Source organism: Cellulophaga algicola DSM 14237 (genome assembly GCF_000186265.1).
Classification (GTDB): domain Bacteria; phylum Bacteroidota; class Bacteroidia; order Flavobacteriales; family Flavobacteriaceae; genus Cellulophaga; species Cellulophaga algicola.
Genome location: NC_014934.1, coordinates 2,356,892 through 2,381,375, shown reverse-complemented (window position 1 = coordinate 2,381,375; position 24,484 = coordinate 2,356,892). Strand labels below are relative to the sequence as shown.

Annotated in this window: 15 protein-coding genes; 3 read left to right on the top strand and 12 right to left on the bottom strand. The window is 34.1% G+C overall.

What is annotated here, in order from left to right; all coding sequences use genetic code 11:
- Window positions 1-31: 31 nt before the first annotated feature.
- From CELAL_RS10305 to queG, 6 genes are all read right to left on the bottom strand, one after another.
- Complete coding sequence (locus CELAL_RS10305; protein WP_052303991.1) at window positions 32-379, bottom strand: VanZ family protein; 348 nt, start codon at window positions 377-379, stop codon at window positions 32-34.
- A 37-nt stretch (window positions 380-416) separates the two neighbouring features.
- Window positions 417-797, bottom strand: coding sequence for a glycine cleavage system protein GcvH (gene gcvH / locus CELAL_RS10300; protein ID WP_013550848.1), 381 nt, complete (start codon window positions 795-797; stop codon window positions 417-419).
- Between the two features lie 75 nt (window positions 798-872).
- The gene (gene sov / locus CELAL_RS10295; RefSeq protein ID WP_013550847.1) at window positions 873-8,030 is read right to left on the bottom strand and encodes a T9SS outer membrane translocon Sov/SprA; all 7,158 of its coding nucleotides are present in this window, start codon (window positions 8,028-8,030) and stop codon (window positions 873-875) included.
- 5 nt (window positions 8,031-8,035) lie between these two features.
- The gene (gene ruvA / locus CELAL_RS10290; protein ID WP_013550846.1) at window positions 8,036-8,617 is read right to left on the bottom strand and encodes a Holliday junction branch migration protein RuvA; all 582 of its coding nucleotides are present in this window, start codon (window positions 8,615-8,617) and stop codon (window positions 8,036-8,038) included.
- Between the two features lie 97 nt (window positions 8,618-8,714).
- On the bottom strand, window positions 8,715-11,000 hold the full coding sequence (locus tag CELAL_RS10285) for an NADP-dependent malic enzyme (protein ID WP_013550845.1): 2,286 nt from the start codon (window positions 10,998-11,000) through the stop codon (window positions 8,715-8,717).
- A 436-nt stretch (window positions 11,001-11,436) separates the two neighbouring features.
- The gene (gene queG / locus CELAL_RS10280) at window positions 11,437-12,357 is read right to left on the bottom strand and encodes a tRNA epoxyqueuosine(34) reductase QueG (RefSeq protein ID WP_013550844.1); all 921 of its coding nucleotides are present in this window, start codon (window positions 12,355-12,357) and stop codon (window positions 11,437-11,439) included.
- A 148-nt stretch (window positions 12,358-12,505) separates the two neighbouring features.
- On the opposite strand from queG, the gene CELAL_RS10275 reads away from it, so the two are divergent.
- Window positions 12,506-13,261, top strand: coding sequence for an ABC transporter ATP-binding protein (locus tag CELAL_RS10275; RefSeq protein ID WP_013550843.1), 756 nt, complete (start codon window positions 12,506-12,508; stop codon window positions 13,259-13,261).
- Window position 13,262: 1 nt separating this feature from the next.
- Entirely contained in the window at window positions 13,263-14,441 is a 1,179-nt protein-coding gene (locus tag CELAL_RS10270; protein WP_013550842.1) for an ABC transporter permease, read from the top strand.
- Window positions 14,442-14,486: 45 nt separating this feature from the next.
- Here the strand turns inward: CELAL_RS10270 and CELAL_RS10265 are convergent, their stop codons facing one another.
- Together CELAL_RS10265 and ruvB are read right to left on the bottom strand one after the other, a co-directional pair.
- The gene (locus CELAL_RS10265; protein ID WP_245529689.1) at window positions 14,487-15,776 is read right to left on the bottom strand and encodes a cytochrome P450; all 1,290 of its coding nucleotides are present in this window, start codon (window positions 15,774-15,776) and stop codon (window positions 14,487-14,489) included.
- A 38-nt stretch (window positions 15,777-15,814) separates the two neighbouring features.
- Window positions 15,815-16,837: a Holliday junction branch migration DNA helicase RuvB gene (gene ruvB, locus CELAL_RS10260; protein ID WP_013550840.1), complete on the bottom strand. Its 1,023-nt coding sequence runs from the start codon at window positions 16,835-16,837 to the stop codon at window positions 15,815-15,817.
- Between the two features lie 85 nt (window positions 16,838-16,922).
- Here ruvB and CELAL_RS10255 point away from each other — a divergent pair, with 85 nt between their 5' ends.
- Window positions 16,923-19,187: an acyl-CoA dehydrogenase family protein gene (locus CELAL_RS10255; RefSeq protein WP_041557690.1), complete on the top strand. Its 2,265-nt coding sequence runs from the start codon at window positions 16,923-16,925 to the stop codon at window positions 19,185-19,187.
- A 1-nt stretch (window position 19,188) separates the two neighbouring features.
- On the opposite strand, the gene CELAL_RS10250 is transcribed toward CELAL_RS10255, so the two are convergent.
- The 4 genes from CELAL_RS10250 to CELAL_RS10235 form a co-directional block, all read right to left on the bottom strand.
- Window positions 19,189-20,013, bottom strand: coding sequence for a GIN domain-containing protein (locus CELAL_RS10250; protein WP_013550838.1), 825 nt, complete (start codon window positions 20,011-20,013; stop codon window positions 19,189-19,191).
- A gap of 164 nt (window positions 20,014-20,177) precedes the next feature.
- The gene (locus CELAL_RS10245) at window positions 20,178-22,004 is read right to left on the bottom strand and encodes a cytochrome c oxidase subunit I (protein WP_013550837.1); all 1,827 of its coding nucleotides are present in this window, start codon (window positions 22,002-22,004) and stop codon (window positions 20,178-20,180) included.
- Between the two features lie 46 nt (window positions 22,005-22,050).
- Window positions 22,051-23,112 (bottom strand): cytochrome c oxidase subunit II, encoded by a 1,062-nt coding sequence (locus CELAL_RS10240; protein WP_013550836.1) that lies wholly within the window; start codon window positions 23,110-23,112, stop codon window positions 22,051-22,053.
- A 26-nt stretch (window positions 23,113-23,138) separates the two neighbouring features.
- Entirely contained in the window at window positions 23,139-24,476 is a 1,338-nt protein-coding gene (locus CELAL_RS10235; protein WP_013550835.1) for a hypothetical protein, read from the bottom strand.
- Between the last annotated feature and the right edge of the window lie 8 nt (window positions 24,477-24,484).

Sequence of the window (24,484 nt, the reverse complement as noted above, 5' to 3'; positions counted from 1 at the left end):
TTATTTATTTATAAAAATGGTAATATTTCTTCTATTTTTGAACAACTCTTTTAAAAAAGTAGGCTTTAACAGCTATAAAGCCACAAAAAGCACCAAAAGAATTCGCTAAAAAGTCTAAAAAATCTCCATTCCGTGTTGTTGTTGCAACATATTGTAATACCTCAATAACTGTACCATACCCAATTGCTAGAAGAAAAAAAAGCAAAGCAACTTTTTTAAAACTTTCAGTTATGGCCTTATGCTCTAGATAAGATAAACTCCCTAAAACCGTGAACATAAAATAAAATGTAAAATGTACTACTTTATCTAGGTGTGGAATATTAAGACCTTCTGTTGATACCTCTTTAAAAGAAAATAAGCTGAGAAATGTAACACACATCACCCAGCCTACGAAAGCTATTGTAAATTTATACTTTTTAAGCACCAATCAACTCCTTATAGTCTGCATCACTTAATAATGATGCTACCTCAGAGGCGTCACTTATTTTAATTTTAATCATCCAACCTTTTCCATAAGGATCGCTATTTACGTTCTCTGGCGCATCCTCTAATGCCTCATTAAACTCAATTATCTCCCCCGTTAAAGGTAAAAACAAATCTGAAACCGTTTTCACAGCTTCTACTGTTCCAAAAATTTCATCTTTATCAAGTGTTTCATCTAGCGTCTCTACCTCAACATAAACAATATCACCTAATTCTCCTTGTGCAAAATCGGTAATACCCACTGTTGCAACATCACCTTCGATCTTAATCCACTCGTGATCTTTGGTATATTTTAATTCTGACGGTATATTCATAACATTTATTTATAAAATTCTATAAAACAAATGTAAAATATTAATATAAGGTATTCAAGAAAAAGATGACTACGTTTAATTTCCAAAATTATAACGAATGGTAAACCCAGTATTAATTGTTGTTTGCGGGAAAGCAGTAGACACGGCAAATTTTGTAAAAGAATGATCGTAGAAAAATAAAGCATTCAAATTTTTACTTAACGCATAATCGATACCCAACTTGATTGAAAATAAGTTTTGACCTGATGTGATCTGGTTATTATCTAAATCTAAATTCCGTATATAAGTAATGTTATCACGCATGGTAGCATCAAGCTTAATATTTAAATCGCCTTTTAATCTTGTTTTCTGACCACCTATATTCGTAACCATTTGCACATCTTTAAAACGATACCCCAAACCTACGGTATAATCTTTTCCATTAATTTCTGTAAGCAAGCTATTATCAAAACTCAAGGACAACACCCGACTTGTTCTAATTTCTGCAAGTACGCTCATAGAATTTCTCATTTCAAAATCTACCTTAACTAAAGGATTAAATTCATCAGTTAGTACCACATTACTAATAATATTGTCTGGCAAGATATCTAACGTCTCTGCATTAACTGCCGGTAAGCCTTCATTTTGCAATTGTACCTTCTCCAAATTCGTCTGAAAAGAGTTGATACTATAGGAAGCTCTATACCCATGGCTCACAGAAAAACGCTTAAACTTCTTCTTAAACCACTTACTGTTCATTAACCCAGTATATTTTAAGTTCCAATTTGGAATTGGAATATCCCTGAAGGCATCTAAATTTACTCTATCTACTCCTTGACCCGTATAGGCAGCAAAGAACGCAGGAAGCAACACTTCTTGGTTAGATTTTCCATATTGCTCAGGGAAACCATCTTCATCTAAAGGCCCAGGCGTCTGCCCTCTATCTTCAATAAGTCTGTTGGCAATAGTAATTCTATTGAGCTTAAAGGTTTCAAATGCTTCTGATGTAAATTCATCCGTTTTACCAAAAATAGTCCCAATCATTACTGTAGAAACACTGAAGTTACCATAATCATTACCCAATAAATTTTGATATTCATATTGGTCATCTCCGAGATTACTTACCGTAAAATTTTCTTCATATCTATTCTGATATTGTCTATCTGCAGAAAGATCAATCGTCAAATCTTTTATAGGCTGAGCGGTAGCTGTAATATTTAATCTCTTATTGACATTCTGAACAAATTGATCATTAAACTCATCGAATGTTGTTAACCAACCATTTCTAGCTGCTTCGTAACGAATATCTGATTGTTGGCTACCAAATACATACCCTAGAGATGGTCTAGTAGTACCAATAAAACCAATAGATTGGGTATACCCTGGAAGAGAAGTACCACTGTTCTGACTATAGTTAATATTCAAACGTTTTACCATAGTTACTACATCTACAAACGTATTAAATAATGGACTCGTTTTATTCGAATCTTCTTCCTTACCTGTTTTTACATTTCTACTGCTAGCAGCTTTTGCTCTTGCACTACCGATAACTTTTTTAAGTCCTATTACATCATAAAGCTTCTGCATGTTCATATTTGCAGATAATGAATGTGTTCCTGAGTTCTGTACCGTATTAATATTTTCGCCAGCCACTTCATTAAGCGCATCTCCGCCTCGTTGCCAATCAAAATTACTAGTGTACGTATATTGAGAAGAAATAAAATCTAACGCAGGAATTAGCTTGAATGGCAATTCATAATTTAAGGTCATTTGCTGCGCATGCCTATTTGGCTCACCAATGTCCCAGAAACCATCCCACAATTCTAAATCTTGATTTATTTGCGATGCAGAATTTTCGTCCTGATTAAAGTAATTACGAACAATATTATTATTTGATGCTTGTAAATTTACTCTCAACGATTTAGTTAATGTATAATTTAAAGCATATTGCCAGTTAAATAAATAATTACGTTGTTGCAATAATGGCAACTCTAAAGCATCTACTCCAGGCTCTAATACATCTCTAAAACGTTGTTGATTAAAGGCTCTATTAATATTAGAATTTATAGAAACAGACGTAGGCAATAAATTTAGATTTAATTCTTTTAACCATTTCCAATAAGCACCCGTAAAAATTGAATCCTTGTTCGCAAGAGGCGCAACCGTTAAAGGCTTAAAATTATGATTATATACAAAACCAGTGTTTACCGTTTGCTCTCTTAAACTTGCAACTTCAAAATCTCTATGATCTGTTTCATTATAAGAATAATTAAAGGTGAAATTTTCAATATCATAAAAATTTTCTGCTGCCTCATCACTTCTATTCTTACGAACACCAATAAAATTAATGCTCGTTCTTTTTGTATATTCTTCAGCTTGCGCTAGAATACCATCTTTCTCTTCTGCAGTAGTTGCCGCATCAATACGATCATCTAATTTTAAATCGTCATAAACAGGATCATATTCTGGAGTAACTATTTCTTCAGAAATACCATAATTAAAAGGTAATTGTACTCCCCATTTATTTGGAAGCAATTGCCCTAAATTAACATTAGTAACAACATCATAAGAAACTATATCTTCTAAAGATCTTTCTATAGTGGTTTGATCAACAGATCCAAAACCAGTAGTACTTTTACTTCCTGTTGCAGAAACATTAGCAAAATCTGCCATATTTAAATCTACAGCACCTACAGCTGCCCATCCACCTTCACTATTTATACCCGCTAAGCGTAATTCATTAAACCAAACTTCACCTCTCGCAGGTTGATTATCTTGGTTTTTTACCCCAACCATCATACTACGAAGACTTCCTAAAGACGGATTACCTTTAATACCAATACGTGTTACTCCTGGTGTTCTTGCAGCAAATTCTTCTACTCGAAAAACAGTACCATTAACAACCTCATAATAATTTACATCTGCTAAACTCTGATTCGCTATTCCAAATGATTTTACTTTCCCTAAATCACTTAAGGCGATACTTAGTTCATTATTTTCTGGCCAAATTTCATCTGCAGAAGTAGCATTATGTGGCGTAAATTCTAATGGAATTTCTATCTGATAAAAATTCTGTGTAAAATCTGTTCCAAACCTCAAGAAACCTACTAATGGAGTTTCTCCATCTAAATAATCTGCATCAAATATTTCTTCAGCATGCATGAACATTTTTAATTGCTCGTACTGACGGATATCTATATTAATATTTTTATAAACCCCTCTAGCATCTTCAGCTTCTAAATTTTCGACATAAAAAGAAAGCGATTGCTCATTCTGATTTATAATCGTATTGTTATTATTTAATTGTTCACGAATTACACCCGGTGGCAATACATAAGGAATAGGAGCTCTATTTTCGTTTTCTTGTATGTTTACCGTATTTACATCTACAATTGTATTATCATCTGTAGGATCATCATCTACATCTGGTTGTAACGATTTTGAATACGAACGCCAATCACCGCGTACCAAATCTAAGGTTGCAAAACGTAAAGACACATCACTAGAGAATCCTGTTAAATACATTCTCATGAAACTGATTGATCTGAAATCTGATATTCCACCAACAGCTCCGGTAAAATCTGCCAAAGGAATTTTATACTGAATCCAACGGCTATTCACGGTAGTACCATCAGGAATTTCAGTTCCCGAAAGTTCGTTAACACGAATATCCGTTACATACTTATCATTAACTGTTGTGTTTGGTTTTATCTGAATACGATATTCATAGTAACTATTAATCGTATTCATTGTTAAATCACGATCTATATCTTCCACATCTGGTAAGGTGGTAGAACCACGATTTGTATCTGTAACTTGAACTGGTGAGTTTCCTTCTGGATTGTTGTAATCCAAATAACGCTCTAACACATTACCATCTCTATTTAAATAATATTGATAATTATCTAAAGCAGGATCATTTCCTGTATTATTAGTAAAAACTGACGCCTCTTCGGTATCCGACAAACCATCAAAACCAACATCTTGTAAACCTCTATTGACCTCACTTACATCAAAAGCATATACTAGAGACTGTGTTGAAGGAACTTGCCCCCAAGACGTTTCTGCAACTAAATCATTACTACCTACTCCTGGCAAACCATTTTCATACTGTTTTCTACCATCTTTAAGTATATCTTCTGAAATATTACCCAAATTAAACACCAATTCACCCGAGGTAGTAGCATCGCCATCTACATAAGGATCTAACACCCAAAACTGTACATATTCTACATTTGCTTGCTCAAAGTTAGTACTACTCAAAGCTCGCATAATACCACCCCACTTTTCTGTAGGCTGATCTGTTGTAAAATTAGAATTGTTATTATAAGGTCCTTTTGCATTTGGATAATACGCCAAATCTAAAGTAGTCTGTACTCTAGTTTGCCCTACTGCCTGATCTGTTTCTGGAAAAACCTCATCTATAAAAACACGTCGGGTAGAATTTTTAGACACATCGCTATCTGAAACTCCTGCAGGTCTTTGAGTCGTATAAAAAATTGGATCAATAGAGTACCAGGCTACTTTAGCCCTACCATAACCATTCTCTAAATTTAAAGGGTCATTAGGCGAACTTCCTGATAATTGACCACCATCTGCAAACTCCAAAGGAGCGCTCGCTAGTGACCAACTCAAAGAAGATCTAATATCTATAGAAGATTGTGCACCTTCAAAATCATCAATATATGTTGTAGACTCACCATCAAAATCATCATTTTTAGGCGTACTAGGCTTAAGCATAGCAACTTCTGCACGTACCGATAAATTTGACGGAACATCTGTATCAATGTTAGGCAATTTATTTACCAAACGTGTTAAGAAAGGAACTTCTGTTGAGAAATTAGTATTTAAACCGAAGATAGTATTGTTTACTGATTCTGATCCGTAATTTGCTTTCTGCGTTTGCGGACGTTCATTCAGGTTTATCAAGGTACCTCCTATTAAAAAATTCTTGTTTACCTGGTGCTCTACATTAAGACCTGTATACCTTCTTGATTGCTGACCAAATACAGCCGTATTTTCCACAGAAATATTTATAGGTGTATTAGATGCTTGTAATGACGGATCAATAATTTGAACTGTACCCGCTTGGTAATTTACAGTATAATCTATTCCTTCTTGCAGTTGACGCCCACCAGCCGTAACCGTAACAGATCCTTGAGGCACATTAAATGCACCAATAGAAATACCATTACTACCTGTAGATTTATACTCTCCTTTTAATAGGAATTTATTTTTATCTGAATCTTCTAATGCCGCAGCCTTAGTTAATGCATACATATTTCTGTATACATATTTTTTCTGATTATCAGTATACCCTTGATCATTAGCAACGTCATAAACACCACCCCCTAAGGTTTCAAAAATATACTCCCCAAAAGGTTCAACTTTTGTAAAAATTATACTTCCATTTTGTGAGTTTATAGTTATTCCTTCATAAAAATCAAAAAAACCATCTCCACCAGACTGCACATCGTTATATACGTTTAGTCGGTCAAAATTAAAGACATCTAACAGAATACGACCTTCTAAATTAGCAGGCCAACCAATATCATTCACTTTAGTAATATAATTACGTGACGTAGGATCCGTATACAGAATATTCATTTTAAAATCATCCTGACTTAAACTGTATGCACCTGTAGCATAGATGTTCTTCATCATTAAATCCCAAATAGGATCACTAACTGTTGTGATATTACTCTTTAAAAGTTTTAGTACTAAGGTATTGTTATTCACTTCTGTAGTAACCCCTGTAGTTGTTGTCGTGGTAGCATCACTACTCGTAGCAAATTCTCCAACCTGATATACTTGCCCTTTATAGGTGTATTGAAAAGCAACGGCTAAAACTTCATCATTACTCAAACGCTGATTTAAAGAAATATACCCTAATTGCTGATCAAATTGATAATCCGTACTCTCCGTTAATTTTCTAGCATTTTCTAAAATTGCATAATCAAACCCTTGATTTATTTGATACCCACCAGAAACATTAAAACCTGCTTCTACGGTTGCAATATCTCTAACTGAGGCTGTCAAAGCCCCTCCATTACCTATCAGTGCAGGATCAAAATCATTAGCGCCGTTTCTTGGCAAACTACCCGCACTAGACGTATTAAAAAAGCCCGATGGAGCTCCGTTCATACCACCAATTCTAGTTTTTTCAGATTCTGCTTCTCCTAAATCCTGAATACCAACTACGTTTCTAACATTTAATGTTTGTTGGCTTCTATTGGTAACCCAAACTTCTAATCGTGTAATTTGTACGGATGTATTTTTATAAGGATAATTCTCTAAAGATCTATCATAGGTATCTCTAAAATATTGAGAAAGGAAAAAGTGCTTATCTTCTTCATAATCTAAAGCTGTTATAGCAAAATCATTAATAGCACCACCACCTTGTGCAACGACGGTATTGTTTTGAGATTGTTGATCTGAGAAAACAGCAGTAACTGTAGTTTTACCAAATTGTAATTGGGTCTTAACCCCAAATAGACTTTGAGCTCCTTGTATTAAAGAGCTATTCAGTGGCATACTAACATTACCAATTTCTATTTTCTGAATAATATCATCCTCTGTTGGCGTATAATCTAATTTTACAATGTTCTGAAAATCAAATGTAGCTTCTGTATCGTAATTTGCATTTACAGTTAACCTTTCCCCTATTTTACCTAGCATACTTAAACTGATGCGTTGGTCAAAATCAAAAGATAAATTTGTTCTATTCCTAGGTGAAAGAGATGGATTGTCATTTTTCTGCCAAATAACACCTAAATCCATCGCTACAGAACCTTGCGGTATTACTTCAATAGTATTTCCTCCAAAAACAGATTGAAAAAAACTATTGTTTACATAAAAATTGGGTAAGAGGTTTTTTCTAGCCTCTTCACTACCTTCTTTTTTACCTGAGTAAGCATCCATCTTATCTTTAAAATAAGATTTCATGGTCTCTTTTCTAACAAGTTCTTGAAATTCTTTTGGCGTAAGGATGATAGGGTAACTAATATCAAACTCCCCTACAGTTTCAGAATAAATATAACGATCTAAATTTGGATCGTATGTGTATTTGGAGATAATACTTTTAGGATTCTCCATTTTAATACGCCCAAGTGCATATCCTGTTTTTACAGAATCTACCTCTTGTTCGTTAGTATCTTGCGCATTGGTTAGCTGTGATACTCCGAAGAAAATAATGAATACGATTAGTAGCTTAAATCTATATGATTTAAGAGTTGGTTTTGCCCTATTTTTCAAACTCTTTACAAATTTTTAAGCGAAAGCTTTATAATGTCTTCCACACTTAGTGAAGCATCTTGAGCTAAAACTTTGTCTACAATCTTTTCTGATTGTTTACGTATAAAACCAAGAACTTCTAAAGCAGATAACGCTTCATCTTTATTTGTATTGTTTGAAATTGACGAAACTTCATCAATATCGTAGATTTTTAATATTTTATCTTTAAGATCCAGAATAACTCTTTGTGCCGTTTTAGCACCAATACCTTTTATCGATTGGATAGCAGAAACGTTAGCCGTAGCAATTGCATCTCTAATTTGCATAGGCGACATAGAAGACAACATAGTACGTGCAATACTTGCGCCTATACCAGAAACAGAGACTAATAAACGGAAAATTTCCCGCTCAGATTTTTCCGAAAAACCAAATAAAGTATGACTGTCTTCTTTTACTTGAAGATGGGTAAATAACTGAATGTTTTCTGCATCTGTTATTTTCGAAAACGTATGAAGAGATATATTTACAAAATAACCTACTCCACCACATTCTATCACCACATGAGTAGGATTTTTTTCAACTAGCTTTCCTTTCAAGTGATGTATCATAGTGGGTGTTTTTAATGGTTATTGGTTTATAGTATTCTGATAGCAAAAAACTAAAGTCAAAGAATTACGCTTTGACTTTAGTATGATTTATTGTGTATTATTTAGCTTTTTTACGTTTCTCACGTTGTTGTGCATCTATAACTGCAATAGCCGCCATATTTACAATTTCATCAACACTTGCACCTAATTGAAGAATATGAACAGATTTTTTAAGCCCCAACATGATTGGTCCAATACTATCTGCTTTGTTTAATTCTTTCAACAATTTATAGGTGATGTTCGCTGATTCTAAATTTGGAAAAATAAGCGTGTTCACTTTTTTTCCTGCTAATTTAGAAAATGGGAATTTTCCTTGATTCAATTCTTTATTTAAAGCAAAATCCATTTGAATTTCACCATCTACTACCAACTCAGGGTTAGATTCGTGCAATATTCTTGCTGCCTCTCTAACCTTAGTTGCATGTGGGTGGTTTGACGAACCAAAGTTCGCATATGATAACAATGCCATTACAGGTTCAAAACCAAAAGTAGTGGCTACGTTAGCAGTCATTTTTGCTATTTCAGCTATCTCTTCTGCAGAAGGATCTATATTTATAGAGGTATCTGCCAAGAACAAAGGACCACGATCTGTGATCATAATATTAACCGTTGCTACTTTTTTAACATTAGCTGCACGACCAATTACTTCAAAAATTGGTTTTACCACTGTAGGGTATGCTCTTGAATATCCAGAAATCATACCATCTGCATCTCCTTCTAAAACCATCATTGCACCAAAATAGTTACGCTCGCGCATCTTAGATTTTGCTCCATAAAGGGTTACTCCGCTTCTTCTTCTAGTCTCAAAATAACGTGCTGCATAATGATCTCTTTTTTCATTAGATTCTTTATCCTTAGGATCTAAAATAAGAACATCTGCATCAAACTCAATTTCTTTTTTAAGCTCTAGAATAACCTCTCTATTTCCTAATAAAATTGGTGTTGCGATCCCTTCTTCTAAAGCTATTTGAGCTGCTTTTAGTACATCTAAATGTTCTGCTTCTGCAAACACAATTTTTTTACTGTTAATTTTTGCCCTGTTGTGCAATAAGCGAACAACTTTATTATCGTTCCCTAATCGTTGCAATAACTCTTCCTTGTACTTATCCCAATCCTCAATAGGGTTTTTAGCTACACCGCTATCCATTGCCGCTTTAGCAACCGCAGGAGGAATCTCTCCTATTAAACGTGGATCTACAGGTTTCGGAATAATATACTCTCTACCAAAAGTAAGTTTTGTTTCTCCATATGCAATATTCACTTGCTCTGGCACAGGTTCTTTAGCTAGATCTGCAATAGCTTTTACCGCTGCCATTTTCATAGCTTCGTTAATTTTAGTCGCTCTAACGTCTAGTGCTCCTCTAAAAATAAATGGAAAACCAAGTACGTTATTTACTTGATTAGGATGGTCAGAACGACCTGTTGCCATGATAATATCTTTTCTAGTTTTGATAGCTAGATCATATTCAATCTCAGGATCAGGATTCGCCATTGCAAATACAATAGGATCATTAGCCATAGAAAGTAACATTTCAGGAGTCACCACATTTGCAATAGACAAACCAACAAATACATTAGCATCTTGCATGGCATCAACTAAAGTATCTATCTTCCTATCGGTAGCAAATTCTAGTTTTTCAGCAGTTAAGTTTTCGCGATCTTTTCGGATCACCCCTTTGCTATCTAACATGACGATATTCTCATCTTTAGCACCAAAGGCTTTATAAAGTCTTGTACATGAAACTGCTGCTGCACCCGCACCACTAATCACGATACGCACTTCGTCTATCTTTTTTCCGGTAATTTCTAATGCATTTAATAAGGCTGCTGCAGAAATAATTGCAGTTCCATGCTGATCATCATGCATCACTGGAATATCTAACTCCTCTTTTAACCTACGCTCAATTTCAAAAGCTTCAGGAGCTTTAATATCTTCTAAATTAATCCCTCCAAAAGTTGGAGCGATCATTTTTACGGTTTCTATAAATTTCTCTACATCCTCGGTATCTATCTCGATATCCATGCCATCGATATCTGCGAATATTTTAAAAAGCAATCCTTTCCCTTCCATTACGGGCTTAGAAGCTTCTGGACCAATATTCCCCAAACCTAATACAGCCGTACCATTAGAAATTATCGCTACTAAATTACCTTTAGAAGTATATTTATAAACATTTTCTTTGTCTTTTGCTATCTCTAAACATGGTTCTGCAACTCCTGGAGAATATGCTAAAGCCAAATCTCTTTGGGTAGCATAAGGTTTTGTTGGAACAATTTTTATTTTTCCTGGTTGAGGTTTTGCATGATATACTAATGCCTCTCTACGTTTAGATTCTTTGCTCATATTCTATTAATTGAAAAACAAATTTACACGTATTCTTTTTAAGCACCCATGTATTTTTAATAAAAAAAGGCATCAATATTTACTAAAGCCCTTATAGGCTCGTTTAAAAAAAAATATTTTGTTAATAGCTTTCTATTGTTGCTTTTTGAGACTTTTAACCAGAGCACAAATACGGCCACCAAAAGAAACAAAATACACTCAAAAGTATTGATTTTAAAGTACTATCACTAAAATATATTTGAAAATTGGTCTAAAAAATAGGCCTTAAACTTCCTTTAAATTATAAGTATCCTACTTAAAACAACCATCGTTATACCGAGACAATCTTCTGAAACAATTCTAAAAACCACTGTCTATTACGATACTCCTTAAATTATAAATTTTGTAACAAAAAAATAAAAAATTTGAAAACGAAATGGCCTTAGTGTTCTTCAAACTATTTTAGAAAATCTATATTCCTCTTTAAACCAGCGTACTTTGTTCTTTTTACTGCTGATTTCTGGAAGACTTTCTTGAATACATCATCAGTAATTTCTTCCCAATCTTTTTTTGTTAACGACAACAAATCGGGATGCGGATTAAATAAAGGTTCACTATGTGGTTTTGAAAACCGATTCCATGGGCATACATCTTGGCACACATCGCAACCAAATGCCCAATCATCAAACTTACCTTGAAATTCTTGCGGAATTTCATTCTTCAATTCAATCGTAAAATAAGAGATACACTTACTACCATCTACTACATAAGGTTGTACTATTGCTTGTGTTGGGCATGCATCTATACACGCCGTACATGTACCACAATGATCTGTTACAGGATGATCATAGGTCAAATCTAAATCAACAATCAATTCTGCAATAAAATAAAAAGAGCCTGTTTTTTGGGTCAGTAAATTACTGTGTTTCCCTATCCAGCCAAGTCCACTTTTTGCCGCCCAAGCTTTATCGAGAACAGGTGCAGAATCTACAAAGGCTCTACCACCTACTTCGCCTATTTCTTCTGATATAAACTCTTGCAACTGCTTAAGTTTTCCTTTGATTACATGATGATAATCATGGCCATAGGCATACTTAGATATTTTATAAGTACCATCTGCCTGCTGTTCTTCTGGATAATAATTTAACGTTAAGGAAATAACAGATTTAGCATCATCTACTAGCAAACGTGGATCTAGACGCTTGTCAAAATGATTTTCCATGTACTGCATTTCGCCATTCATATTATTTTTCAGCCATTTCTCTAAACGAGGGGCCTCTTCCTCTAAAAAATTAGCTTTAGAAATACCACACGAAAGAAACCCGAGGCGTATGGCTTCGGCTTTTATTAAATCGCTATGTTTTTCCTTTGTATTCATTTATTTTAAAATAGTGTAAGTCTATCTAATTCAGCTGTTAAAAAACCCTTAAGTTTGGCTTTGACGATTTATTTCTAAAAATTATAGATTTATTGTAACAAATAATCTTTTTAGCTACTAACTAAACGTACCAAATTAAACAACTAAGATGATACATATTGAAAATCTGACCAAATCTTTTGTCGTAACTACGAAAAAAGGGTTTAAAAAAGAGTCCACCACTGTAAATGCGGTAAATTCTATTTCTTTGGATTGTAAACCTGGAAGAATATTTTCACTGCTTGGCGCAAATGGCGCTGGAAAGACGACGACACTTCGTATGATTGCAGGAATTATTAATCCTACTTCAGGAACTGCCATAGTAGATGGTGTTGATATCTCTAAAGGAAATGATGAAGTAAAAAAGAGAATTGGGTTTCTAACAGGCTCTACAGGTTTGTATGAACGTTTAAATCCTGATGAGACTATTGAATTTTTCGGAAAGCTCTATAAAATCCCAGAGGCACAACTTTCGGAACGCAAAGAATACTTGTTTGAAAAACTAGGAATCAACGAATTTAGAAAAAAAAGAATCGGACAAATGAGTACGGGTATGAAACAAAAAGTTTCTATTGCGCGTACCCTAATTCATGATCCTGAAGTTTTAATTTTTGATGAACCTACCTCCGGTCTTGATGTAATTACTGCTGAAAGCATTATTGATCTAATTCGAGAATCAAAAGAAAATAATAAAACGGTAATTTTTTCTTCACATATTATGAGTGAAGTAGACTTACTGTGTGATGATCTTGCTATTATTAATAAAGGATCTATTATCTACAATGATACTTTTGATAATTTCAAAGGAGAAATGAAAGCAGCCAACTTAACTCAAGAATTTATTAATCGCGTAAAAGAAGCTTAAGATGAACGACTTATTTATAATTATAAAGAAAGAGCTAACTGAGCTTCTTAGGGATAAGAAAACAATTATTAATTCTATTGTTCTACCCACCGTATTAGTTCCAATTCTAATTTTTGGCGCCATGAAAGTGACGGAACTCATTGAGAAACAGCAACAAGAAAAAACAGTAAAAATAGGCCTTGTAAATGCACCTTCAGAGTTTTCTGCCTTAATTGCCGCAGATACTTTAAATAAGGTAACCACCTATGATAAGGTTGAAGATTTTAAAGCATTAATTGAAGACGAAAGCATAGCAACCGCTATTGTTTTTCCTGCTGATTGGGATTCACAAATGGAAAGCTTAAATACAGGTGAAGTGCAAATTTTCAGAAATGGATCTAAAGAAAATGTAAACAAAAGAGCGTCTAAATTAATTGAAACCTACAATGCTAAATTAAAAGAAGAACGGATTGCTATTCTCAACATTCCTACGCAAAAAATGAAACCTTTTACAGAGAACTATATTGAGGTTGGCGAACAGAAAGAGGTTATTGGAAAAAAAATAGGGGGTTTTATTCCTTATTTATTTATTCTTACCATGTGGGGCGGATGTTTACTAGCTGCTGTAGATTTAGTTACTGGAGAAAAAGAACGTAAAACAATAGAAACAACCTTATCCTTACCTATTTCAAAATTTAAAGTGCTTTTCGGAAAAGCTATTGTAGCTTCCTTACTTGGTTTTATCCCTGCATTATTAAATCTAATAGGGCTTATTATAGGACTTAAACTCTTTAATGGCATTCCAGATTCTTTTAAATCTGTGATTAGTGAGATGCTCAATTTTCAATCGATATCCTTAATTTTATTATTATTAATCCCCTTTGCCTTGTTTTTATCAGGTTTCATTATTGCCTTAGTCGCTAGTGCAACCTCATTTAAAGAAGCACAAAGTAAGGCATCACCTTTAATCATGTTAATCATAATCCCTTTGGTCTTAGCTATGATGCCAGGTATAGAATTAAACTGGACCACCGTATTAATCCCTGTATTAAATATTGGCTTAGGAGTCAAAGAAATAATGGCAGGAACTATTGATATGGTACAATATGTTGTAATTCTAGTTTCCCTTATAGCTTTTGCGGTAGCAGCTGTTTACTTCAGCTATAAAAAATTCTCAGACGAGAATGCAATTTTAAAATAATTTAGTATTTAGATTCGTTTAAAAGCCACAGAAACTGTGGCTTTTTTAATTTCTATTCCTAAAATTAATTAGCACGTCTACGGGCTTAAGTGAAATTAATGGATTAACCGTTACCGCTTTCAATGGTGTGGTCATTTTATATTTTTGTAGCAGTTCTGTTACGGCAATCACCATTTCATACATAGCAAAATTATTCCCTACACACATTCTAGGACCTGCCCCAAATGGATAATAGTACTCTTGGTATTCTTTCTTCCTTGAAGCATCAAAACGCTCAGGATTAAATTCATTAGGCTTCTCCCAGAAATCTTCATTTCTATGCAATTCATAAATACTCATTAAAACCAAGGAATCTTTTGGGATCTGTAACCCCTCAAACTCATCATCTTCTATAGAGACACGATCTATAATATACGCAGGTGGATACAAACGCATTGCTTCTTCTACACATTGCTGAATATATTTTAACTCTAATATTTGGGTTAAAACATCATCTCCTTCTAATGAAATATTCTTCACCTCTTGGTACGCTTTTTCTTGAATATCTGGATGTTTTGCAAGTAAGAACACTAAAAAACTTAATGCATTTGCAGTTGTTTCGTGCCCAGCCGTAAATAAGATAAGTACTTCATCTATCAATTGCTCTTTAGCCATAGCGGTGCCATCTTCATATCTAGCTTGAAGAAGCATATCTAATAAATCGTCTTTCTCTATTTCTGAATTTCGCCTTTCTTCTATTAATTGATGTAGAATAGCTTGCCCGTCTTTCGCTAAATTTAAATGTTTTTTTATTTTCCCACTTAATTGAAACCACCAATTTAGATACGGTTGCCGCATCTCTTTAATCAGCATTCTTTGATTGGTCTCTGTGATGTATTGTAATTCAGACATTTCTTTCTGAATATCATCACTACTAAATAATGATTTAGCCACCACTTGAAATGCCAAATTACTCATGATAGGATACACATCTATTGTATTGGATGTAGATAAGCCGTCTATTTCTAATAAAATTGCTTCACGAATAGTTCCCATTAAATTACGCAACTTCTTTTTATGAAAAGCAGGCTGCACCATGCGCCTATGAGTGCGCCAATGTTCTCCATTGGAAGTTAAAATACCGTGCCCTATATACTTGGCTAAATCTTTAGTCTGTAAGGTTGATTTTTGGTATTTTCGATGTTGTTTTTGAAGAATATGTTTTATTAATTTTGGATCACGTGTAAATGCAAGTTCATTCCTAATACCAACTGGCACCCGAAATAAATCTCCGTGTTTTTCAAAATTTTCACGATGAAATGGCAATGGATTCTTAAGAATCCTTTTACTATTCATAAGCACTTCAAACTGTGAAATTATAGGTGTTTGTTTCATTAAAATAAGCCTCCTTGAACACTCCCTTTTATACGGCCTAAATGTTTATAGGCTAATTCTGTAACCTCACGCCCCCGAGGCGTGCGCATAATAAACCCTTCTTGAATTAAAAATGGCTCATAAACTTCTTCAATAGTTTCTGCACTTTCAGAAACAGCGGTTGCCAAAGTAGTAATCCCCACAGGACCACCTTTAAACTTATCAATTAAGGTTAAGAGAATTTTATTATCCATTTCATCTAAACCATGGGCATCTACATTCAATGCTTTTAGTGCAAAACGAGAAATTTCCAAATCAATTTTACCATTTCCTTTAATCTGAGCAAAATCTCGAACTCTTCGCAATAAGGCATTACAAATACGAGGTGTTCCTCTACTTCTTCCTGCAATTTCTATTGCAGCATCTGCAGTAATAGGCATTTTTAAAATTTCTGAGCTTCTGGTTACAATTGTAGCAAGAAGTTCTGAAGAATAATATTGTAATCTACTTTGGATTCCGAAACGTGCACGCATAGGAGACGTTAATAACCCCGAACGTGTCGTAGCCCCAATTAATGTAAACGGATTTAAATTTATCTGAACAGAACGCGCATTTGGCCCTGTTTCTATCATAATATCTATTTTATAATCTTCCATCGCAGAATATAAATACTCTTCTACAATAGGACTTAAGCGATGAATTTCATCAATAAAAAGCACATCACGCTCATCTAGGTTGGTTAATAAACCTGCTAAATCTCCAGGTTTATCTAATACAGGACCAGACGTAATTTTTATACCTACACCAAGTTCATTCGCTAAAATATGGGCTAACGTTGTTTTCCCTAAACCTGGAGGACCATGAAATAGTGTATGATCTAACGCCTCGCCACGTAGGTTAGCCGCTTCTACAAAAACCTTTAAATTTTCCAAAATTTGCTCTTGCCCTGTAAAGTCAGAAAAACTTATGGGCCTGAGTGCTTTATCAAAATCTACTTCTTCTGGAGTGAAATTTTCATTTGTAGGATCTAAATGCTCATTCATAGATAACAAAGATAGCGCAAAATTAAGATACTTCTAATGCTTGTAATTCTTATTATTTATGGATAGAATATTGTATTTTCATACTATGAAAAAGAACATTTACACTCTCGGCGTTTTACAATATATTCCTTTCTTCTATGTGATATGGTCTGATGGATTACTTTCTGCTTCAGAAATTAACATTACTAAAACTGCATTTGAGAAGGATGCATCATTGACAACAGCAGATAAAAAAACTTTAGCGGGTTGGTTAGATAAAAATAACAAACCTTCTAGTCAAGAATTAAAATCATGGAGGACTATAATTTCTAATGCAGCCATAAAATTAGTCGAACACGATGCATACCCATTAGCTAGTTTAGCTAAAAGATTGGTTGCTCATTATTTTTCCGATACACCAGAAAATAAACAATTACAACACATTGAATTAAACTTAGGTATTCAACCAAACCATTACCATCATTTATTTGATGTTGAAGTACAGCATGAAGCAACATCAGATTATTACAATGCAAAAGAGCTTGATGCTATACTTAAAGGTGAATTTGCAGCTACTGTTACAAAATTTCATGAGGTATTAAAAGATCCCATTTACACTTGGAGTATAGAACGAAATAAAGAAAAATTTAGAGCTACAGTTTTAAACCAAGTAAAACACCTAGCCGCAGAAAATTATGGCGCAATGGCTTACCCTAATGCGTATGGCGGAATTGAAGATATGCCTGCTTACGCTTTTATTTTTGAAAACATCATGTATGTAGATGGTAGCTTAGCGATAAAATTTGGCGTCCAATTTGGGTTATTTGGCGGTAGCATTCAGAAATTAGGGACCAAATACCATCACGATCTCTATTTAGCCAACGCAGGTAAAGCAGAATTACTAGGGTGTTTTGCAATGACCGAAACAGGACATGGTTCTAATGTACGTGGTATAAAAACTACAGCAACCTACCAAAAAGAAACCGATCTGATCATACTTCATACTCCCGGAGAAAATGATAATAAAGAATATATAGGTAATGCCTTAGATGCTACTATGGCTTCTGTATTTGCTCAACTCATTGTAAATGGTAAAAATGAAGGCGTGCATGCAATTTTGGTTCCTATTCGGGACAAAAACCACGAACTACTTCCAGGAGTAAGAATTGAAGATAATGGGTATAAACTTGGGCTAAATGGTGTTGATAATGGAAAAATATGGTTTAATCAGGTTAGTGTTCCTAGAAAAAATTTATTAAATAAGTATGGTGATATTAAGGAAGATGGCACTTACTATTCCAATATAGAGAATCCGAATAAACGTTTTTTTACCATGCTCGGAACTTTGGTTGGAGGTAGAATTTGTGTTGCAAGAGCAGGTTTAGGAGGTGCTAAAAAAGCACTTACAATTGCTGTAAAACATGCCTTAAAGCGAAGACAATTTAATGATAATAAAAAAATTCAAGAAGATTTATTGATGGACTACCCAAGTCATCAATTACGCTTGACTCCACCAATAGCTAAAGCATATGTCTACGATGTTACACTTCAACATATTATGAAATTGTATAGTGACGACACTAAAACAGATAAACGTGAAATTGAAACACAGGTTGCTGGTTTAAAATCTATCATTACTTGGTTTGCCAATGATACTATTCAGGAATGCAGAGAAGCCTGTGGTGGTAAGGGGTATTTAATTGAGAACCGCATTGCTGATTTAAAGGGCGACGTAGACATCTTTACAACATTTGAAGGAGATAATAACGTACTACTTCAATTAGCCGCTAAGGGAGTATTATCTGATTTTAAGGCAGAATTTAATAGTGCTGGTTTTGCATCAGTACTAAAACTTTTAACTTCTCAACTAAATGACAAATTAACTACGATAAATCCAATTTACAGCAATAAGACAGACGCTGAACATTTGTACAACCCAAAATTTCACAAACATGCTTTTGAATATCGCACAAGAAGATTAACCTACACACTAGCCATGCGCATTCGCAATTATATTAAGAATGGTGTTCCTTCCTACCAAGCATTTTTAAAAGTACAAACTCATTTATTAGCGTTAGGTAAGGCATATAGCTGTCAATTATCTTACGAAATATACAGCACATACACTGAAACGATCACAGATGAGAAAAACAAAATACTTTTTGAGCAATTAGGAACCTTATCTGCTTTACATGAAATTAAAGCAGATGCCAGTTGGTATTTAGAACAAGGATATATGGGTGCTAGTAAATCAAAAGCAATAAAACAACGTGTAGAACGTATCTGCACAGAATTACGCCCACACATTAATGTACTTGTAGATGGGTTTGGAATTCCTCCTCATTTGATAACTGCTCCTATAGCTAAATAGACTATCGCTTATTTAGTTGTGATGTATTTAAAAAATCAGTAATTGTAATAACTGCAGGCCCATATAAGAATGTTTTAGCAGAACCTTTAGAACTTAGTGTAAGATTATTAAAAGCATTAATATACGCACTAGAAGAAGCTTCTAAGGATAAACTAACATCGCCTGCATCTAACTCAGCAGCTTTTAAACTAGTATTATCAAAAAGGTGAATATTCATAAACTCGGTATTCCCATTAATTTTAAGTTGAGCGTTTTTAAACATTTCAAGATTTTGTGTTTTACTTACCGCGTAAATTTCAGCATCAACTCTATCCTTAAATGACATATTTAAAGTATCTGCTGTAACATTTAATTCTGCAAAACTATTATCTGCCATTACAACATCAACACTTCCAGCATCTACATTTAACTGAAGCTTAGATGAACCATAGGTGTTAATAGCTAATACATCTGTATTAATTAAATCTTTCATTTCAATCTTACCATCCATCATGGTCAGTGCATTGAGTGTCGTATAAAAAACAATAATTTCCATTTTCTTTTTAGCAGCTATGGTATAAAAAGAACTAATCGTTAAGGTACCATCTTCTACTCTAAATTTTAAAACGTCAACCAAATTATCATCAATAGTTAAATTATAGCCACAATCTGAAGCTTTACGTAAAACAATATCGATGTCATCCTTTAATTCTATAGCCGTAAACGGCTCTAGTTCCATGGTAACTTCCGTAACGACTCTACTACCTCTTATTTTAGGTTTTCGCTGACCGAAAGAAACGCTAATAAAAAGTAAACAAATGACAAATGTTAATAATCTAAATTTCATTTTTGGTTATGTTTAATATTGAAGCCAAAGCACCTATAACTTTAAACTAATAGAAAAATAATACAAGTTATAAGAACTACGAAGCCAATTAATAGTTGACTCAAAATTATAAAAAAAGCCCTTTGTATTTGAACAAAGGGCTTTAAATATTATATAAGATTTTTTTAATGATTCATTTCCTCTTCATTTTCCTGTAAAGGAACCGTTTGAGGTATAAAATCTTGACCAGGAATCACATATTCCCCATCTTCTCTAGTTTTACTATAGTCGTATGCCCAACGGTGTACTTCAGGAATTTCACCAGGCCAGTTACCATGAACGTGCTCAATTGGTGTAGTCCATTCTAACGTATTTGCCTGCCAAGGATTTTCAGGTCCTTTTTTACCGTAGAAAATACTGCTGATAAAATTATAAATAAATATCAACTGAGTAAAAGCTGTTAAAATAGCAAACATCGTGATCAATATTTGAACATCAGTTAACTCATCAAACATTGGGAATGCTGTATTCTGATAGTATCTTCTTGGTACACCAGCCATACCCACAAAATGCATTGGGAAGAAAATTCCATAAGAACCTATCGCAGTAATCCAAAAATGTACATATCCTAAATTTTTATTCATTAATCTACCATAGAACATTTTAGGAAACCAGTGATAAACTCCTGCAAAAAGGCCATATAAGGCAGAAATACCCATTACTAAGTGAAAGTGAGCAATAACGAAATACGTATCATGCACATTAATATCCAATGTACTATCTCCAAGGATAATACCCGTTAATCCTCCACTAATAAAAGTAGAAACCATCCCTATGGAAAATAACATTCCCGGGTTTAGCTGAAGATTTCCTTTCCACAATGTTGTTATCCAGTTAAAGGCTTTAACCGCTGAAGGAATTGCAATTAGTAAGGTTGTGAATGTAAACACAGATCCCAAAAATGGATTCATACCTGATACAAACATATGGTGACCCCATACGATCGTAGATAAAAATGCAATTGCAATAATAGAAGCAATCATGGCACGGTAACCAAAAATAGGCTTACGCGCATTAACTGCCATTACTTCAGAAACAATACCCATTGCAGGTAATATTACAATATAAACCTCTGGGTGACCTAAGAACCAAAACAAATGCTCATATAATACAGGAGAACCTCCTTGGTAATGTAAGACTTCACCTTGTATAAATATATCTGACAAAAAGAACGAAGTACCAAAACTTCTATCCATAATTAACAAAAGAGCTGCAGATAATAGAACAGGGAAAGAAACGACACCTATGATAGCGGTAACAAAAAATGCCCAAATTGATAATGGCAATCTTGTCATTGACATCCCTTTTGTTCTAAGATTTATAACAGTAACAATATAGTTCAATGAACCTAATAATGAAGATGCAATAAATATAGCCATTGATGTTAACCATAATGTCATACCTAAACCTGAACCAGGCTGAGCCATTGGCAATGCACTAAGTGGTGGGTAAACCGTCCAACCAGCAGCTGCCGGGCCCGCTTCTATAAAAAGAGAAGAAAGCATTATAATTGAGGATAAGAAAAATAACCAATAGGAAACCATGTTCAGGAAACCAGAAGCCATATCTCTAGCACCAATTTGAAGGGGAATCAATAAGTTACTAAATGTACCACTTAACCCTGCAGTTAAAACAAAGAATACCATTATAGTACCGTGAATTGTTACTAATGCTAAATAGATATCTGCATCCATAACACCATCTGGCGCCCATTTACCTAGTAAAGCTTCAAAAACAGGAAAAGATTCTCCTGGCCAAGCTAGTTGCATTCTAAATAAAATAGACATTGCAATACCTATAGTCCCCATAATCAAACCAGTAATTAGATACTGCTTTGAAATCATCTTATGATCTTGACTAAATATATACTTTGTTACAAAAGTCTCTTTATGATGATGTCCATGATCGTCGTGTGCATGATCATCTTCGTGTGCATGTGCTGTTGCTGACATAAATCGAATTCTTATTTTTTTTATTAATTTTCTTAATTAGCCTAATTTATTTTGCCGAAGCCATCATGGTTGTACCGAACGATTGTTGTTCAGCTATCCATTTGTTGTAATCTTCTTCCGATTCAACTATGATTTTCATTTGCATGTTATAGTGCGATTTTCCACAAATCTTATTACATAGCAAAATATAATCAAACTCCCATGGGTCAGAATTATCTTCTCCTTTTGCAGCTCTAGCAGCTCTGATAGCATTAGTCCTTTTTACCTTATCTATCACATCAGGGTTCTGACGCATTTGTTCTGTAGTATAAATTGGAGTATAAGAAAACTCAGTAATCATACCAGGAACACAGTTCATTTGAGCTCTAAAGTGAGGCATATAAGCCGAGTGCAATACATCCTGAGAACGCATCTTGAAATTTACTTTTCTTCCGACAGGAAGATGCAATTCTTTAACAATAATATCATCAGTAGCATTAGGATCTGCTTCATCTAAACCTAATACATTAGCACGGTCAATATCAATCAACCGAACATTAGCATCACCTAGAACATTATCATCTCCTGCATATCTTGCTGTCCAGTTAAACTGTTGTGCATATAGCTCAACTATTAATGGATCATCTTCATCATTTACATCCATGATATTAGTCCATGTATATAAACCCCAAAGAATTAAACCAGATAAAACGATAACAGGAATAATAGTCCAAATAAACTCTAAACGATCATTATCAGCAAAGAAAAGTGCCTTATTACCTTTTACGCCTCTATACTTAAAGCCGAAATAATGTAATAATCCTTGCGTTAATGTTTGAACAATAAAGATTATTACAAACGACCAAAGCATTAGACTATCATATTCCGCTCCATGTTCTGATGCTGCTTCTGGCAGTAAAACTTCAGAATATTTCCAGAAACAGAAAATAGTAAGTCCATATATAAATATAAGGAATGCAAATAAAAGATATCCGTTATACTTATTGTCTTTATCGTTAGCAATTTGTGAATTGTCCGCCTTAATTTGCGACAGTTCAAAAATTTTGGTCATTTGCCATATAGCAATTGCCACTAATACTAAAACAGCTATAATTAAAAATGCAGTCATTGTATGATTTAATGTTATTTTTTATACTAGTAATGAAAATGCTTACTCTCTTCTATAAATGGATTACGTGTTGGTTGTAAAGGTGCTTTTGAAAGCGCTCTAAATACCCAAAAGATAAATAATCCAGCAAAAAACAATACTGCTCCAATTTCAGGAATACCAATATACCATTGATCTCCAACTGTTGAAGGCATAATTGCATTAAATATATCTAAATAGTGGCCGGCTAAGATAACAATACCTGCCATTACTACGAACCAATTTACACGTTTAAAATCACTATTCATCAATATAAGCAATGGAAATAAAAAGTTCATTGCTACCATACCGAAGAAAGGTAATTTAAAGTCAGCTATTCTAGTAATAAAATAAGTAACTTCTTCAGGAATGTTTGAATACCAAATTAACATGAATTGAGAGAACCATAAGTACGTCCAGAATATACTGATACCAAACATAAATTTAGCTAAATCATGAATATGACTATTATTCACATCTTGTAAATGCCCTTTAGATTTAAGATAAATAGTAACTAAAGCTATTACGGTAATACCAGATACAAACATACTTGCAAAAATATACCAACCAAATAAGGTAGAGAACCAGTGTGGATCAACACTCATAATCCAATCCCAAGACATCATAGATTCTGTAACTAAATAGAATACTAAAAAACCTGCAGACAATCTAAAGTTTTTCACAAAGTTGGTATCATCTGTAGCCGCGTCTTGCGCTAAAGATAATTTACGAGAATACTCACGGTAAAAAATCCATCCCCCTAAAAATATTGCCGCTCTAATTAAAAAGAAAGGTCCGTTTAAGAAACCAGATTTCCCTTGTAACAATTTATCATTAGCAACTACATCTGCATCCATCCAAACGAATAGATGATTCATATGTGCTACTGATAAAGCCAAAATTATAAATATGATAATACCACCTGGTACCAAGTACGAAGTAATACCTTCCATAACTCTAAAAAGTAATGGAGACCAACCTGCTTGCGCTGCTCTTTGTATTGCATAAAAGGCTAAAACACCTAAGGATATCATAAAGAAAAAGAATGCAGCAACGTATAAAGCCGCCCAAGGTCTGTTCTGTAATTGATGTAATAAATGTTCATCATGTGAAGCGTCATGAGATTCACCGTGTGCTTCAGTAGCAACTCCATGATCATTAGCTTCTTCATGATGCTCTGCAGCAACTTCATGTCCACCACCGTGTCCATCATCATGACTAGCTACCATTGCCTTAGCTTCTGCAACCGTCCCTGGCATTGAAACAAAGCCAATTCCGATGCCTATAGCACCCAGAACCATTAATACAATTGAAGCAATTTTTAATCTATTTGAAATAGTGTACATATCTAAAA